Genomic DNA, 14,845 nt, shown 5'->3' on the forward strand with positions numbered 1-14,845 from the left:
AAAGAAGAAACTTAGCCGGCGACAGGAGGCTGCCATGCGCGTCATCTATTCGGAAGACCACAAGCTGAGGGACGCCAAAACCGAGCTGCATGATGGCCAGCTCGTGACGCCTTTCGAAGCGCCGTTTCGCGCCGAATGGATTCTGGCGGCGGTGAAGGAGGCGGGTTTCACCGATGTCGTTCCACCCGAGACGCATGGGCTGGAAACTGCGCGCAAGGTACATGGTCCGGCCTATCTCGATTTCCTGGGAACAGTATGGGAGCGCTGGGTCGCGGCCGGTTACAAGGGTGAGGCGATCGCCAATTCCTTTCCGGTGCGGCGCACCAGCCAGCGCGTGCCGGAAAACATCGTCGGCATGATCGGCCATTATGCCAACGCCGCCGATACCTCGATCACCAAGGGTTCCTATGAGGCGGCCGTGGCATCGATGCGCTGCGCATTGACGGGCGCCGATTGGCTCCATGCCGGCAATCGCCTTGCCTTCGCGCTCTGCCGCCCGCCTGGCCATCACGCTGGCTTCGATCTCTTCGGCGGCTATTGCTTCATCAACAATGCCGCCGTCGCCGCGCAGCGGCTGCGCGACCACGGCGCGAAGAAAGTGGCCGTGCTCGACGTCGATTTCCATCATGGCAACGGCACGCAGGATATCTTCTATCGGCGCGGCGATGTCTTCACCGCGTCGCTGCACGGCGACCCCATCCATGCCTTCCCCTATTTTCTCGGTCATGCCGACGAGGAGGGCGAAGGCGAAGGGCTGGGGACGAACCGCAATTACCCCATGCCGCGCGGCACGACCTGGGAACAATGGTCGGCAGCGCTTGCCGATGCTCTCAGCGGCATCAAGGATTTCGGTGCAGAGGCGATCGTGCTTTCGCTTGGCGTCGATACGTTCGAGCGCGATCCAATTTCCTTCTTCAAGCTGACTTCGGAGGATTTCATTCGCATGGGCAAGCTCGTTGCCAGTGCCGGCCTGCCGGTTTTGACCTGCATGGAAGGTGGCTACGGCGTGCCGGAAATCGGCCTGAACGTCGCCAATGTGCTGAAGGGCCTGGAAGCCTGAAAAGGTCTTGCATCAAAGCGCCTGATCGCAGGATGAAAAGTTTGAATTTGCCAGCATACGGCGAGACCTCTAAAAAGTCCGCGTGATGGGAGAGGTCATGGATCAGACGCTTATCGAAAGTGGTACGGATGGCGGCGCGGCGCTGATGCCGCATCCGGATGTTGCGCCATCCTCCGGCGGCATTGCTGCCGGAGTGCTCATGTGCGTGATGTCCATGTGCAGCATCCAGTTCGGCTCGGCCTTGTCGTCTCCGATCATCAACGCCTACGGACCGGTCGGCGCGACGTGGCTGCGGCTCGTCTTCGCGTCAGCCGCATTGGCGATCATCGTCCGGCCGAAGATCATGAGCTACAGCCGCTCGCAATGGATCAGCGTGCTGGCACTTGGCACCGTATCGGCGTTGATGACGGCTTCCTTCTTTTCGGCGATTGCGCGCATTCCGTTGGGTCTTGCCGTCGCCATAGATTTTCTCGGGCCTCTGCTCGTCGCGACCCTCGGCTTCGGGCTGAGCCGTCAGCTTCTTTGGCCTGTCTTCGCCGGCATCGGCGTTCTGCTATTGGCCTATGACGGCGAAGAATGGATCGGCAATCTGCCGGGCATCCTCTTTGCCTGTGGTGCGGGGGTGGGCTGGGCCTGCTACATCCTGTTGACGAAGAAGGTCGGCAAAGCCTTCAAGGGCCTCGAAGGGCTTTCCATGTCGCTGCTGGTGGCGGCGGTCGTTTCGACACCCTTCGGCTTTGCTTCCGCCGCCCCTCATCTGACGGCCTCTGGCCTCTTTGAAATAGCCGGTCTGGCGCTGCTCGTTCCGCTTCTCCCCTATGTGCTGGAAATGGTCGCGCTGCGGCGCATGCCGACCTCATCCTTCGGCATCCTCATGAGTCTCGAGCCCGCCATCGCTGCCGTTGCCGGCTTCGTTATCCTGTTGCAACCGATGACAGCATCGCAAATGTTCGGCACGGCGCTCGTCGTCACCGCCAGCATCGGGGCAACGATTTTCGCCACCAAAAGGTGAGCGCAAGGCGCATCGCGATCTCTTGGCTTCGCTCCTTGAGGCTTATACTTGCGCGACCCTCTATCGCTCCTACTCCCACGGTTGTATAATTCTCCGGGGAAAGCGTCGTGGGGTTTTGAACTCGTTATCAAGGGAGGATACCTTGCCTAGATCATCGTTGTTCCTGTCATTAGCGCTGGCTGTCGGCCTGTCCGTCACATCAATAGCCGTGCCGACCGTCGCAAGCGCACAGACGCACGTCTCCATCAGCGTCGGCACCAATCTCAATAGAGGCAGAGGGATTAGCTGCAGCCAAGGCGAGAGGCTGCTCCGCAACCGCGGTTTTAGGGACATCAGGCGGATCGACTGCCGTGGTCGTATCTTCGTTTATCGTGCCTGGAGGGGCGGTAACCGGTTCGAGGTTAGCGTACGGCAACGCGATGGCCGCGTTGTGGATATGCACCGCATCAATAGACGGCGATAGTGCCAAGAAGGTGAGCTTGCCCGGTTTTGGCGCAGAGCTGGCGCGGACGCCACCACGATGGTTGGTGGCGTCTGCCATCGAATTCCACACTCTCGTGGGGTGCGCGTTAAACCGTCTTCTTCGCGGGATCGTCGAGCGCCGGATTATAGAAGAGCGATAGCGTCAGGCTCTTGGCGATGCGTTCGGCCGTGGCCATGAACCAGGCCCTGGCTTCGTCCGAGGGTGCTATGTCGGCAAGTGTTTCGGAAAACAGCGCCAGCCATTCCGGAAAGAGATCGGCCGCCATGCCTTCGACGCCGAGATGAGCTTGCACCGGCTTGCCGCCATAGGCGCCGTTCTTGAAAGCGACGGACGACCAGAAGCGTTTCATCTTCTCCATATGGTCCGGCCAGCGGCCGGCAAGACGCCCGTCAAAAACCGGGCCGAGCCTGGGATGCGCCTGAACGCGGCCGTAGAAGGTTTCGACAAGTCGGTCGATGAAGGCGGCATCGATGCCGATGCGCTGCATCTCGGCTTCGGCCCTCTCACGAATGCCAGCCATATGAGCGGCGCGGCCCTGTATGTCACTGTCCATGTGATGCTCCTGCCGCCGCGCAGACTTGGCGCAGATACGGCGTTGTCGATCCCTTATCTAAGCATTTTCATGGCGCAACCAAGGTGTCATGCCGCCGTTGCGGCAATCTGTCAAAGTGGCGGTTGGTTCAGCCCTGTCTGAAAAGCACATCGCGGCTTTGGGGATCGTGCCTTAGTGCTTGACCCGTATGATCGGCCACTTTAGATTAGAATAATTCTAAAGATGGAGATTCTTAATGTTGCTCGGGTTTTTCCGCTCGCCCAAACGTTCCTTTGCCTCTTTGACCGAACAGGAAATTCTCGCCATTGCCATCGCCTCGGAAGAAGACGATGCGCGCATCTATCTCGCCTATGCCGACATTCTGAGAGCCAATTATCCTGACTCCGCCAAGGTGTTCGAGGACATGGCCGAAGTCGAAGACACCCATCGCAAGACGCTGATCGACATGCACCGCAAGCGTTTCGGCGAGCGCATCCCGCTGATCCGGCGCGAACATGTCAGCGGTTTCTACGAACGCAAGCCGGACTGGCTGCGCAAGAACCTGTCGCTCGAATCCATCCGTGCCGAAGCCGAGGGCATGGAGCAGCAGGCCTACAATTTTTATGTCGAGGCCGGCAAGCGGGTTGCCGATGCCTCGACACGCCAGCTTCTCGGCGATCTGGCCTTGGCGGAACAAGGGCATGAAGACATTGCCCGTATGCTCGGCGACAAGCACACGCCGCAATCGGTGAAGGAAGAAGAAGACGCTGATGCCCGCCGCAAATTCGTGCTGACCTATGTGCAGCCGGGCCTTGCCGGCCTGATGGACGGCTCCGTCTCGACGCTTGCGCCGATCTTCGCCGCCGCCTTTGCGACCCAGCAGACATGGCAAACCTTCCTCGTCGGTCTCTCGGCTTCCGTCGGTGCCGGCATTTCCATGGGTTTCACCGAAGCCGCCCATGACGACGGCAAGATTTCCGGGCGCGGCTCGCCGATCAAGCGCGGTTTTGCCTGCGGCGTCATGACGGCGCTCGGCGGATTGGGTCACGCGCTTCCCTATCTCATTCCGGATTTCTGGACGGCCACCATCACCGCCGCCATCGTTGTCTTCTTCGAGCTTTGGGCGATCGCCTTCATTCAGAACAAATATATGGAGACGCCGTTCCTCCGCGCCGCCTTCCAAGTCGTCGTCGGCGGTTCCCTGGTGCTTGCCGCAGGTATACTGATCGGAAATGGGTAAGATGCGAGGGTAAGGACAAACCCACCATCACGAAATGTTAAAATTCGGAACGCCCCTGGGTGCCACCGGTTAGCCCCACGAGGCCGCTCTTGGCCTCGTTTGGAAACCCAAGGAGATAATCCAATGGCAAACCAAGGTGGAACCCACGATCAGCACGTCAAGGCTGGCCAGCAGAGCCATAAGAACATGAATGACAAGGCCCGTAGCGCTTCGTCTTCCGATTCACGCGAGCAGCAATCGAGCGGTATGCGTGATGGCAACCATGAGCAGCATGTCAAGGCCGGTCAGCAAAGCCGCAAGAATCACTAGTCAATGACGATTCAATTTGTCCATGCCTGAAGGGTAGGGACCGTTCTAATCATTTCCGGAAAAACAGAAGGCCGGCAGGTCTGCCGGCCTTCTGTATGAATTCTGCTTTTGGGCTGCTTACTTGACTGCACCGACCAGAACGTCGTTGCCGTTTTCGATGGTGACCCAGCGGCCGGCATTGTAGCTCGCCTGGCGCTTCAGATAGGAATAGGGGGTCTGGTACCAGACCTTCACCTCGTCATCGAGATTGTCGAGAATGAAGTCGCCCTGGTCGGTACGCAATGTCAGCACGGCATGGCCCTCGCCATCGGGCTTGCGCACGACCGTCATCAGAAGATTGGCGGCGGAAATGCCCTTCTGCATCAGAAGCCTGCGCTTCAGAAGCGCGAAATCTTCGCAATCGCCAGCCGTCTTCGGATATTCCCAATATTCTTCCTGGCCGTAGACTTCCATGTCGGTGGCGGGCGTGATGGTCTTGTTGACGCGCAGGTTGATCTGATTGACCAGCGCCCAGGTGGAGGCGTTCATATCGACCGGGCCGGCATTGCGTGTCGGGCCGCATTCGTCGGTATGGCGCTCGCAAAATTCGTAGTGCCCAATCGGCTGCGACGTGACGCCGCCGATGGTCATCGAAGCGGTGTTCTGGGGGGCCGGCATGGCCGACGACGACATCGCAACTATAGCTGCGAAGGCTACGAATACGCCCTTAATACGCACGCCCACTTTTCCTTGTATCGTCCCTGCATTTGTTAACAAATTGTTAATGTAAGGGGGCGCGCCAAGTCAATCGTTACTTAAGTGTTAACAGCGGAACCAGCCTTTATGGTTAATTTCAGCACAATCAAGAGGCTAGCTGCCATAATTCAATGCCTCTTTTGATTAGCGGACGCACACGAATTCTACCCCGCGGGCGGGGCCATCCGCAGGTTCTCTCAAAGGCTATCTATATGTTTTTATGGATGATTGTGGAGCGCCAGCGTCTCGGCGGCGGTCAATATGCGCTCGATATCCTGTGGCCGGGACAGCCGATGATCGCCATCGCGCACAAGTGTTAACACGACGTCGTCCGCCGGCAAATGTTCGACCAATTTTAACGAATGCGCAAAAGGCACATCCTCATCCTGCATGCCCTGCAGGATATGAACCGGGCAGCCAGTTTCGATGATGCCGGTCAAGACGCGGTTGGCGCGGCCATCCTCGATGAGTGCGCGGGTAAAGATATTCGGCTCGGGACTATATTCCGAAGGCTCCTCGAAATAGCCGCGTTCGGCAAGCGATCTCCGTTCGATGTCGGAAAGGTTCGGCTCGATGAGGTCGATGGTGAAGTCCGGGGCGGGAGCAATCAGCACAAGGCCCTGGATAATCGGCGCCTTCTTGCGCTTGCGCAGTTCCTGGATGAGCCTCAGCGCGATCCAGCCGCCCATGGACGAGCCGACGAGGACGACGTGCTTCGGCTTGGCGTAGTCGATGACGGCAAGCGCCTCTTCCAGCCAACGCGAGATTGTTCCTTCGGTGAAGACGCCGCCGGATTGGCCGTGGCCCGAATAATCGAACCGGATGCAGCCGTGGCCCAGCCGTTCGGCCAGAGCGTCGAGCTCCAGCGCCTTGGTACCGCTCATGTCGGAACGATAGCCGGAGAGCCACATAAACGTCGCGCCTTTTGCACCCTTCCTGGCGGCGCGCAATTGCACGGCAATCTGCCGTTGATCGCCGACGCTGCCCACGGAAACAAAGGTCGGTTCAAGATTGGCTAAGGCTTCGGACATCGGAAACTCCCGGAATTTTGTGCTCTATAAAGCAGATTCGCGCGCGGGTAACCGCAAAAATCCTTCCCGTTTCTGAAGAAGGCTTATGCGTTATTTTGCGAAGTTGCTGTGTCCTTTGCGCATCTTGCGGCTGCGCAGCACAGTTATGGTACGCGGGAGGTGATTTTTTCCTGGCGGCATGCTATTGACTTCGCCACAGCTTTTACGACATTTCCGTCAGTTGCGCCGACGGGAGCGAGAGGCTGCAGCAAATCCGAAACAATTCGTGGAGAGTACGACCATTCGCAGACCCTTTAAAGCCGACGCGCCCGTAAAGGACGGGCCGCGTTCCAACAGGGAAATTCGCATTCCCAAAGTTCAGCTCATCACGGCTGACGGCCAGAATATGGGCATCGTCCCGACCGACCAGGCGTTGAGAATGGCAGAGGAGGCCGGTCTCGATCTGGTAGAGATTTCCCCCAATGCTGAACCGCCTGTGTGCAAGATCCTCGATCTGGGCAAGCTGAAATATGCCAATCAGAAGAAGGCCGCCGAGGCGCGCAAGAAGCAGAAGATCGTCGAAGTCAAAGAAATCAAGATGCGTCCCAACATCGACACCCATGACTATGAGGTGAAGATGAAGGCGATCGGCCGTTTCTTCGAAGAAGGCGACAAGGTGAAGGTGACCTTGAAGTTCCGCGGCCGTGAAATGGCCCACCAGGAACTCGGCATGAAGCTTCTCCAGCAGGTCAAGGAAGATACGCTCGAGATCGCCAAGGTAGAGGCCGAGCCCAAGCTCGAAGGCCGCCAGATGATGATGGTGCTTGCGCCGAAGTGAGGCGCGAGTGAGGTAGAGGCCGGAGCCGTCCGATTGGGCGGCTTTTTCCTTTTGTGGTGCCAGGTTGACGCCTGTCATCGATCTGCAAAAGAATCCCCGCCGTGCCCGTTGCACTTATGGGCGACTGCGGTTATAAGCGCGCGTCCGAACTGACCGGCAGGGCATGCCGTGGCAGTTCAGAATGCTGGCGGAGCGGTTCGTCACCGGATCCGCCGTTCAACAACAAACGCTCCGGCACCTTGTTGCAGCCCGGCCTGGCCGGATCTGTGGGAAGGGCTTTTAGCAAAGCGCGCCAGGAAGCATCGAAGGAGTAGCAAAATGCCCAAGATGAAGACGAAGTCGTCTGCCAAGAAGCGGTTCAAGATCACCGCGTCCGGCAAGGTCAAGGCAGCCGCTGCTGGCAAGCGCCACGGCATGATCAAGCGTACCAACAAGTTCATTCGCGACGCCCGCGGCACCATGGTTCTCGCAGAACCGGATGGCCGTAAGGTTGTCAAGAACTACTTGCCGAACGGTCTCTAAGACTATTCGTAACGCTATAGACTATAGGAGATCATGAAATGGCACGCGTAAAAAGAGGCGTTACCGCCCACGCCAAGCACAAGAAGGTTCTGAAGCAGGCCAAGGGCTTCTACGGCCGCCGCAAGAACACCATCCGTACCGCCAAGGCCGCTGTCGACCGTTCCAAGCAGTACGCTTACCGCGACCGCAAGGTTAACAAGCGCAATTTCCGCGCTCTCTGGATCCAGCGCATCAACGCTGCCGTCCGCGAATTCGGCCTGACCTATGGCCGCTTCATCGACGGTCTGAACAAGGCTGGCATCGAAGTCGACCGCAAGGTTCTCTCCGACATGGCGATCCATGAGCCGGAAGCTTTCGGCGCGCTCGTTGTCGCCTCCAAGAAGGCCCTGGAGTACCTCAAGGACGCCGGCACGAAGAACGAATTCGAAGCTGTTGTAAGCTAACACCGCTTCGCACGTAGTTCGTGTATTCATTGCAAACCCGCGCCGGTAAAACCGGTGCGGGTTTTGTGTTTGCAGCAGGCGCGATCGGCTTATGTGGCCTGGTCAAAGCGTGCGCCGCCGGAGGCGGCGGCCGAACTTCGGCACATGAGCCGCTTTCTTGGCGGGTTTTTGTCATTTGCCCGGTTGATTGGCCGCGTGCACATGGGTAGTGATCTGCAGCGCTTCATCGTTGCCACCAGCTATCTGATGTATGTGTTCACCAATTATTCTGCGGAATAGCGGCGCGGTGAGCCCGCCCTCCGCAAGGCAGGACAAGATGACGGAACTCGATACTCTTGAAACCCAACTCATGGCCGACGTGGCCGCTGCCACGGACGAGCAGGCGATCGAAGCCGTCAGGGTGTCCGCTCTCGGCAAGAAGGGCTCGGTTTCAGAACTGTTGAAGACGCTAGGCAGCATGTCGCCGGAAGAGCGGCAGACGCGGGGCGCGGCAATCAATGCGCTGAAGAATTCGGTGACCGACGCCATCAACGCCCGCAAGGGCGCGCTGCGCGATGCCGCGATTGATGCCAAGCTGAAGGCGGAGACGCTGGACGTCAGCCTGCCGGTGCGTTCTTCGCCGGCCGAACGCGGCCGCATCCATCCGATCAGCCAGATCGTTGACGAAATCACGGCCATCTTCGGCGACATGGGCTTCTCGATTGCCGAAGGTCCTGATGTCGAGACCGACTATTATAACTTCACGGCGCTGAACTTCCCGGAAGGGCACCCCGCCCGCGAGATGCACGACACCTTCTTCTTCCAGCCGGACGAGAATGGTGAGCGCAAGGTGCTACGCACGCACACCTCGCCGGTGCAGGTTCGCACCATGGAAGCGCAGAAGCCGCCGATCCGCATCATCATTCCCGGCAAGACCTATCGCCAGGATAGTGACGCCACGCACTCGCCGATGTTCCACCAAGTCGAAGGCCTTGTCATCGACAAGACGGCGAATGTCGCCAATATCCGTTGGGTGCTGGAAGAATTCTGCAAGACCTTCTTCGAGGTCGACAATGTGACGATGCGGTTCCGCCCATCCTTCTTCCCGTTCACGGAACCGTCCTTCGAGGTCGATATCCAGTGCGACCGCTCCGGTCCAATCGTCAAGTTCGGCGAAGGCACCGACTGGATGGAAATCCTCGGCTGCGGCATGGTGCATCCGAACGTGCTGCGCTACGGCGGCCTCGATCCGGACGAATATCAGGGCTTTGCCTGGGGCATGGGCCTCGACCGCATCGCCATGCTGAAATACGGCATGCCCGACCTGCGCGACTTCTTCAACGCCGACGTCCGCTGGATGAACCACTATGGCTTCCGCCCACTCGACATGCCGACACTGTTCGGCGGTTTGAGCGTGTAAGGAAGGGATAAAGCAAATGAAATTCACACTCTCCTGGCTGAAAGAGCACCTGGAAACAGACGCCACGCTCGATGAGATCTGCGCTCGTCTGACGATGATCGGGCTGGAGGTCGAAGATGTCGACGACAAGGCGGCGTTCAAGCCCTTCGTCATCGCCAAGGTCCTTTCCGCTGAAAAGCATCCGCAGGCCGATCGCCTGAAGGTGCTGATGGTCGACAATGGCTCCGGCAAACCGGTTCAGGTCGTTTGCGGCGCACCGAACGCGCGCGCCGGCCTCGTTGGCGCCTTCGCCGCTCCCGGCACCTATGTTCCCGGCATCGACGTGACGCTGGCGGTCGGCAATATTCGTGGCGTCGAAAGCCACGGCATGATGTGCTCGGAAAAGGAGCTGGAAATCTCCGACAGCCATGACGGCATCATCGATCTGCCAGAAGATGCGCCTGTTGGTACCAGCTTCGCCGCCTATGCCGGCCTCGATGATCCGATGATCGAGATCAACCTCACACCGAACCGTCCGGACTGCACCGGCGTTTACGGCATCGCCCGCGACCTTGCCGCTTCCGGCCTCGGCACGCTGAAGCCGCGCCTGACGCCAACCTTCGCTGTCGACGGCGATACGTCGACCGGGCTGAAGATCGAGCTGGACGATGCGCGTCTTTGCCCCGGCTTTGCGCTTCGCCTCGTGCGCGGCGTCAAGAACGGCCCGAGCCCGAAGTGGATGCAGCAGCGGCTGCTCGCCATTGGCCTCCGCCCGATCAGCGCGCTGGTCGATATCACCAATTACATGACCTTCGACCAGGGCCGGCCGATGCACGTCTTCGACGCCTCCAAGGTCAAGGGCAATCTCGTTGTCCGCCGTGCCAAGGACGGCGAAACCGTGCTGGCGCTGGATGAGCGCGAATACAAGCTCAACCCCAGCAATGTCGTCATCTCCGATGATAATGGCGTCGAGTCGATCGGCGGCATCATGGGCGGCGAGCATTCCGGCTGCGATGAGAATACGGTCGACGTGCTGATCGAATCGGCGCTTTGGGACCCGATGAACATCGCCAAGACCGGCCGCAGCCTCGGCATCATCTCCGATGCCCGTTATCGTTTCGAGCGTGGCGTCGATCCGGAATATATGGCTCCGGGTCTCGAGCGCACGACCGAGCTAGTGCTTGCCTGCTGCGGCGGTACGGCCGCGAAGGCCAAGATCGAAGGTTATAAGGGTTATGACGCCAAGATCGTCGATTTCCCCTTCTCCGAGGTCAAGCGTCTGACCGGCCTTGACGTCTCCATGGAAGAGGGCAGGTCGATCCTGACGAAGCTCGGCTTCACGGTCTCCGGCTCCGGCGAGCGTGTCTCCGTCGCCGTGCCCCCATGGCGGCCGGATGTCGATGGCAAGGCCGATCTCGTGGAAGAGATCATGCGCATCCACGGCGTCGACAATATCAAGCCGGCGCCGCTTGCGAGCCACAACGCCGTCAACGGCAAGATCTTGACGACGCTGCAGATCCGCACCCGCACCGCCAAGCGCGCGCTTGCATCGCGCGGCATGCTCGAGGCCGTCACCTGGTCGTTCATCTCGGAAGATCAGGCCAAGCTCTTTGGCGGCGGTTCCAACGAGCTGAAGCTTGCCAATCCGATCGCCGCCGACATGTCCGACATGCGCCCTTCGCTGCTGCCGGGCCTTCTGTCGGCCGCGCAGCGCAATGCCGACAAGGGCTACGGCGATGTTGCTCTCTTCGAAGTCTCCGGCACCTATGAAAATGACAGGCCGGAAGGCCAGCGGCGTGTCGCCGGCGGCATCCGTCGCGGCACCGCCACGCTCACCGGCGCCGGACGCATGTGGTCGAACGCTGCCAAGGGCGGCGGCAAGCCGGTCGATGTTTTCGATGCCAAGGCCGACGCGCTGGCCGTGATCGAAGCCTGTGGCGTGCCGATGGGCAATATCCAGATCGAGCAGGGTGGCCCCGGCTGGTATCATCCGGGCCGTTCCGGCACGATCAAGATGGGTCCGAAAGTCGTGCTCGGCTATTTCGGCGAATTCCATCCGAAGACGCTGGAAGCGCTCGATGTCACCGGCGCACTCGCCGGCTTCGAGGTCTATATCGACGCCATGCCGGAGCCGAAGAAGAAGACGACGCGCACCAAGCCGGCACTGGAGCTCTCCTCCTTCCAGGCGGTCAAGCGCGACTATGCCTTCGTGGTCGACAAGACGGTGGAAGCCGGTGCCATCATTCGCGCCGCCACCGGCGCCGACCGCAAGCTGATCACCGGCGTCAATGTCTTCGATATTTTCGAGGGCGCCTCGCTCGGCGACGGCAAGAAGTCGATCGCCATCGAAGTCCAGATCCAGCCGGCCGAGCGCACGCTGACCGATGAGGATTTCGAAGCCCTGACCCAGAAGATCGTCGCCAATGTGACGAAAACGACGGGTGGGGTTTTGCGGGGTTAAGCTGCGATCGGCTGTTGCAGAGTTTGCGGTGGGGGCGGCACCCCCTTGTCACTGTCGTGACATCTCCCCCACAAGGGGGGAGATTGGTAACTTGTGGCATCCTCTCATTTCAAACGACTACCGAACCTGCGGAAACAGAGGTTTGTTGTTTTGAAACGAGGGCGGCGGCATACTCCCCAACGATCTCCCCCCTTGTGGGGGAGATGTCCCGAAAGGGACAGAGGGGGTATCAGAACCTCAGCATAGAAGGGGTGGCTTTGAGATACCGACAGCGCTCTGTCACCGATGCAAATGATATACCTTATTCACGATGGTCCATCGTCCGTCGATCTTCAGCAGAGACAGATAGTCGGAAAAGCGCATGCCGGCGAATTCGTCGACGACTTTGACGCTTGCGGCATCGCCTTCGATATCGATCAGCTCGATCTCCATCAACGGCACCGTGTCGGGTGGTGCGCTACCTTCTTCGACGATCGCGGTGATGAATTCGTCGCGCGTCATCCACTCCACCGCGCCCTGATAATTGCCTATGATCGCGACCCGTGGATGCAGCGCTTTGCGCAAAGCCGGCTCATTCGCGAATGCCATGCCGTCGACATAGAGGTGAACAACTGCGCGGATTGCTTGCTCTTCCGACATCTCGCCGTTCCTCATTTGAGTGCCTGTTAATATAGCATGAACGCACAGACAGGCAAAAACGCCCAGTATCGCAATGATTTTATCGGGTCCTATTCCACGAAAACCCGCACGCTGGCGGCCCGGCCGGCGGCATCGATGACGGTCAGCGTCGAATAGCCGGCGCCATCCGGAATCCATTGGTTGGTGCGGCGGCGGGAAAGGTCGGGCAGCGGCTTGCCATTGGCGAGCCAACGGAACGGCGCGCGGCCGCCCTGCAGCTTCAGCGCCAGCGGCATCAGCGGGTTGGCGCCACTGTTTGCGCCAAGGTCGATGCGCGCGCCCTCCGGCGGATAGACGATCTGCGGCGCCGGTTCGCGGGTCGAGGCCGACAGCAGACCGGCGGCGGTGACTGAAAAACGTCGCTGGCTGATTGGCAGTTCGGTGGCGGAAATGCGCACCGCGCCCATGGGAGGCGGCGGAAACGGCGCGATGGCGACGCCGGATTTGGCAAATCCTTCAAACAGAATGGGCGCGGCCGAGACATAGCCCGCTAGTCCCGGCACTGCGCCGTTGTCCGGCCGACCGACCCAGACGCCGAGTACATGCGCGCCGTCATAGCCGACGGACCAGGCATCGCGGTTGCCGTAGCTGGTGCCGGTCTTATAGGCGATGCCGAGCTGCTTGCTGCCGGCCGGCGCGATGATGTCGGAGAGAATATCGGTGATGTTCCAGGCTGCCACCGGTTCCATCAGCGGCTCGCCTTCGATAGGTCCCGGCTTATCCTGGATGCCGTCGCCGATCCGCATCGGCTTGCCGCGATTGGCGAGCCCGGCATAGAGCTGCACCAGATCCTTGAGCGTGATACCGACGCCGCCAAGGCCGATGGCAAGACCCGGCGCCTCGTTGGGCGGCAGCACTGGCTTCACTTCGGCGCGACGGAAGCGCACGAGCAGCCGCGTCGGCCCGACGGCATCGAGCAGGCGCACGGCCGGCACATTGAGTGACAGTTGCAGCGCCTCGCGCACGCTGACATCGCCCTGGTAGGTCATGTCGAAATTGTGCGGACGATAGCCATAGAAATCGGCAGGGCGGTCTTCGATAATGGTTTCCTGGGCGACATATCCCTCTTCGAAGGCAAGGCCGTAGATGAAGGGCTTCAGCGTCGAGCCGGGCGAGCGCAGGACGCGCGTCATGTCGATCCAGCCCGAGCGGCTGGAATCGAAATAATTGGCCGAGCCGACTTCGCCGACGATCTCGCCGGTATGCGCATCCGCCATCACCATGGCGACCGAGACCTTCGGTCCCAGCCGCTTCGACGCTTCATCGGCAACGGCTTCCAGGCCCTGCTGAATATCCCGGCGCAGCGTCGTGTGGTGCTGGACGATCCCGGGTTCCTTGCGCAACGCGGCTTCTGCCAGATGCGCAGCGTAGGCTGGCAATTGCCGCCGCTTGGCCGGGACGGGAACGAGCGCTGCCCGCTCCGCCTCGCCATCGCCGACGGCAGCCGACACAGCGGCGCGGTCGAGCACACGACGGCGGGCCGCCTCGGCGCTCGCGAGATTGCGGTCGGGCCGGCGCTTTTCCGGCAATTGCGGCAGGGCGACGAGCAAGGCTGCCTGCGCGACCGTCAGATGCCGCGGCTCCTTGCCGAAATAGGCGAGGCTTGCGGCTCGTACACCCTCCAGATTGCCGCCATAGGGCGCATGCGTCAGATAAAGATCGAGAATCTGCTCCTTGCTGAGCCGTCGCTCGATCTGGACGGCGCGGACGATCTGCAGCAGCTTCGCCGTCACCGACCGTTCGCTGCGCGGCTCGATCAGCCGCGCCACCTGCATGGACAGCGTCGAGCCGCCGGAGACGATGCGGCCATGGCTGACGAGCTGCAGAAAGGCGCGGCCGAGCGCCACCGGGTCGACGCCGTGGTGATCGTAGAAGCGTCGGTCTTCATAGGCGACCAGCATGCGCAGGAATTGCGGATCGACATCGGCAACATCGGTTTTCAGCCGCCAGCGTCCCTCCGGCGTGGCGAAGGCGCGGAGCAGCTCGCCATTGGCGTCCAGCACTTCAGGCGAAACGATGCCGGCCTTGTCGAGCGGTGGCGGAAAGGCGTGATCGGCAGCCGCAAGGCCAAAGGCAAGCGCCACCACCGAGAGGGCGCTCACCCCGACACCGATCGCAATTTTCCACCGCGTCTTCATTGCCT

At 60.4% G+C, this 14,845-nt stretch carries 16 protein-coding genes; 10 read left to right on the forward strand and 6 right to left on the reverse strand.

Annotated features, from left to right (window positions below):
- Positions 1-34 precede the first annotated feature (34 nt).
- Both C9E91_RS01830 and C9E91_RS01835 read left to right on the forward strand, forming a co-directional pair.
- Entirely contained in the window at positions 35-1,060 is a 1,026-nt protein-coding gene (locus C9E91_RS01830; RefSeq protein ID WP_107106677.1) for a histone deacetylase family protein, read from the forward strand.
- A gap of 97 nt (positions 1,061-1,157) precedes the next feature.
- Entirely contained in the window at positions 1,158-2,072 is a 915-nt protein-coding gene (locus C9E91_RS01835) for an EamA family transporter (protein WP_107106678.1), read from the forward strand.
- 199 nt (positions 2,073-2,271) lie between these two features.
- Here the strand turns inward: C9E91_RS01835 and C9E91_RS19690 are convergent, their stop codons facing one another.
- Entirely contained in the window at positions 2,272-2,613 is a 342-nt protein-coding gene (locus C9E91_RS19690) for a hypothetical protein (RefSeq protein ID WP_181315989.1), read from the reverse strand.
- Positions 2,614-2,641: 28 nt separating this feature from the next.
- Positions 2,642-3,109 (reverse strand): group III truncated hemoglobin, encoded by a 468-nt coding sequence (locus C9E91_RS01845; RefSeq protein ID WP_107106679.1) that lies wholly within the window; start codon positions 3,107-3,109, stop codon positions 2,642-2,644.
- Positions 3,110-3,344: 235 nt separating this feature from the next.
- Here C9E91_RS01845 and mbfA point away from each other — a divergent pair, with 235 nt between their 5' ends.
- On the forward strand, positions 3,345-4,328 hold the full coding sequence (gene mbfA / locus C9E91_RS01850) for an iron exporter MbfA (protein ID WP_107106680.1): 984 nt from the start codon (positions 3,345-3,347) through the stop codon (positions 4,326-4,328).
- 123 nt (positions 4,329-4,451) lie between these two features.
- On the forward strand, positions 4,452-4,637 hold the full coding sequence (locus C9E91_RS01855) for a hypothetical protein (protein ID WP_107106681.1): 186 nt from the start codon (positions 4,452-4,454) through the stop codon (positions 4,635-4,637).
- A 117-nt stretch (positions 4,638-4,754) separates the two neighbouring features.
- Here C9E91_RS01855 and C9E91_RS01860 read toward each other — a convergent pair whose 3' ends face one another.
- Both C9E91_RS01860 and C9E91_RS01865 read right to left on the reverse strand, forming a co-directional pair.
- Positions 4,755-5,354 carry a transglutaminase-like cysteine peptidase gene (locus C9E91_RS01860; RefSeq protein WP_107106682.1) on the reverse strand — a complete coding sequence of 200 codons (600 nt, stop codon included), beginning with the start codon at positions 5,352-5,354 and terminating at the stop codon, positions 4,755-4,757.
- 236 nt (positions 5,355-5,590) lie between these two features.
- The gene (locus tag C9E91_RS01865; RefSeq protein WP_107106683.1) at positions 5,591-6,403 is read right to left on the reverse strand and encodes an alpha/beta hydrolase; all 813 of its coding nucleotides are present in this window, start codon (positions 6,401-6,403) and stop codon (positions 5,591-5,593) included.
- A 280-nt stretch (positions 6,404-6,683) separates the two neighbouring features.
- On the opposite strand from C9E91_RS01865, the gene infC reads away from it, so the two are divergent.
- The 6 genes from infC to pheT all read left to right on the forward strand — a co-directional run bounded on the left by infC (position 6,684) and on the right by pheT (position 12,024).
- Positions 6,684-7,220 carry a translation initiation factor IF-3 gene (gene infC, locus C9E91_RS01870; RefSeq protein ID WP_181315998.1) on the forward strand — a complete coding sequence of 179 codons (537 nt, stop codon included), beginning with the start codon at positions 6,684-6,686 and terminating at the stop codon, positions 7,218-7,220.
- Positions 7,221-7,538: 318 nt separating this feature from the next.
- Entirely contained in the window at positions 7,539-7,742 is a 204-nt protein-coding gene (gene rpmI, locus C9E91_RS01875; protein WP_028750884.1) for a 50S ribosomal protein L35, read from the forward strand.
- Positions 7,743-7,780: 38 nt separating this feature from the next.
- A complete protein-coding gene (gene rplT, locus C9E91_RS01880; RefSeq protein WP_107106685.1) occupies positions 7,781-8,185 on the forward strand; it encodes a 50S ribosomal protein L20 in 405 nt (134 codons plus the stop codon).
- A gap of 69 nt (positions 8,186-8,254) precedes the next feature.
- Complete coding sequence (locus tag C9E91_RS01885; protein WP_107106686.1) at positions 8,255-8,464, forward strand: hypothetical protein; 210 nt, start codon at positions 8,255-8,257, stop codon at positions 8,462-8,464.
- Between the two features lie 37 nt (positions 8,465-8,501).
- Complete coding sequence (pheS, locus tag C9E91_RS01890) at positions 8,502-9,584, forward strand: phenylalanine--tRNA ligase subunit alpha (RefSeq protein WP_107106687.1); 1,083 nt, start codon at positions 8,502-8,504, stop codon at positions 9,582-9,584.
- 16 nt (positions 9,585-9,600) lie between these two features.
- On the forward strand, positions 9,601-12,024 hold the full coding sequence (pheT, locus tag C9E91_RS01895; RefSeq protein ID WP_107106688.1) for a phenylalanine--tRNA ligase subunit beta: 2,424 nt from the start codon (positions 9,601-9,603) through the stop codon (positions 12,022-12,024).
- A gap of 279 nt (positions 12,025-12,303) precedes the next feature.
- Here the strand turns inward: pheT and C9E91_RS01900 are convergent, their stop codons facing one another.
- Positions 12,304-12,663 carry a nuclear transport factor 2 family protein gene (locus C9E91_RS01900; protein ID WP_028750888.1) on the reverse strand — a complete coding sequence of 120 codons (360 nt, stop codon included), beginning with the start codon at positions 12,661-12,663 and terminating at the stop codon, positions 12,304-12,306.
- 89 nt (positions 12,664-12,752) lie between these two features.
- A complete protein-coding gene (gene pbpC, locus C9E91_RS01905) occupies positions 12,753-14,840 on the reverse strand; it encodes a penicillin-binding protein 1C (protein ID WP_107106689.1) in 2,088 nt (695 codons plus the stop codon).
- Positions 14,841-14,845 lie beyond the last annotated feature (5 nt).

Origin of the sequence: Rhizobium sp. SEMIA4064, from assembly GCF_003025035.1 — a bacterium.
Taxonomy (GTDB): Bacteria; Pseudomonadota; Alphaproteobacteria; order Rhizobiales; family Rhizobiaceae; genus Rhizobium; species Rhizobium paranaense.

Excerpts from the sequence above, each read along its gene's own strand:
- C9E91_RS01830 (WP_107106677.1), top strand. The coding sequence starts at position 35 with ATGCGCGTCATCTATTCGGAAGACCACAAGCTGAGGGACGCCAAAACC.
- C9E91_RS01835 (WP_107106678.1), top strand. The coding sequence starts at position 1,158 with ATGGATCAGACGCTTATCGAAAGTGGTACGGATGGCGGCGCGGCGCTG.
- C9E91_RS19690 (WP_181315989.1), bottom strand. The coding sequence starts at position 2,613 with ATGGCAGACGCCACCAACCATCGTGGTGGCGTCCGCGCCAGCTCTGCG.
- C9E91_RS01845 (WP_107106679.1), bottom strand. The coding sequence starts at position 3,109 with ATGGACAGTGACATACAGGGCCGCGCCGCTCATATGGCTGGCATTCGT.
- mbfA (WP_107106680.1), top strand. The coding sequence starts at position 3,345 with ATGTTGCTCGGGTTTTTCCGCTCGCCCAAACGTTCCTTTGCCTCTTTG.
- C9E91_RS01855 (WP_107106681.1), top strand. The coding sequence starts at position 4,452 with ATGGCAAACCAAGGTGGAACCCACGATCAGCACGTCAAGGCTGGCCAG.
- C9E91_RS01865 (WP_107106683.1), bottom strand. The coding sequence starts at position 6,403 with ATGTCCGAAGCCTTAGCCAATCTTGAACCGACCTTTGTTTCCGTGGGC.
- rpmI (WP_028750884.1), top strand. The coding sequence starts at position 7,539 with ATGCCCAAGATGAAGACGAAGTCGTCTGCCAAGAAGCGGTTCAAGATC.
- rplT (WP_107106685.1), top strand. The coding sequence starts at position 7,781 with ATGGCACGCGTAAAAAGAGGCGTTACCGCCCACGCCAAGCACAAGAAG.
- pheS (WP_107106687.1), top strand. The coding sequence starts at position 8,502 with ATGACGGAACTCGATACTCTTGAAACCCAACTCATGGCCGACGTGGCC.
- pheT (WP_107106688.1), top strand. The coding sequence starts at position 9,601 with ATGAAATTCACACTCTCCTGGCTGAAAGAGCACCTGGAAACAGACGCC.
- C9E91_RS01900 (WP_028750888.1), bottom strand. The coding sequence starts at position 12,663 with ATGTCGGAAGAGCAAGCAATCCGCGCAGTTGTTCACCTCTATGTCGAC.
- pbpC (WP_107106689.1), bottom strand. The coding sequence starts at position 14,840 with ATGAAGACGCGGTGGAAAATTGCGATCGGTGTCGGGGTGAGCGCCCTC.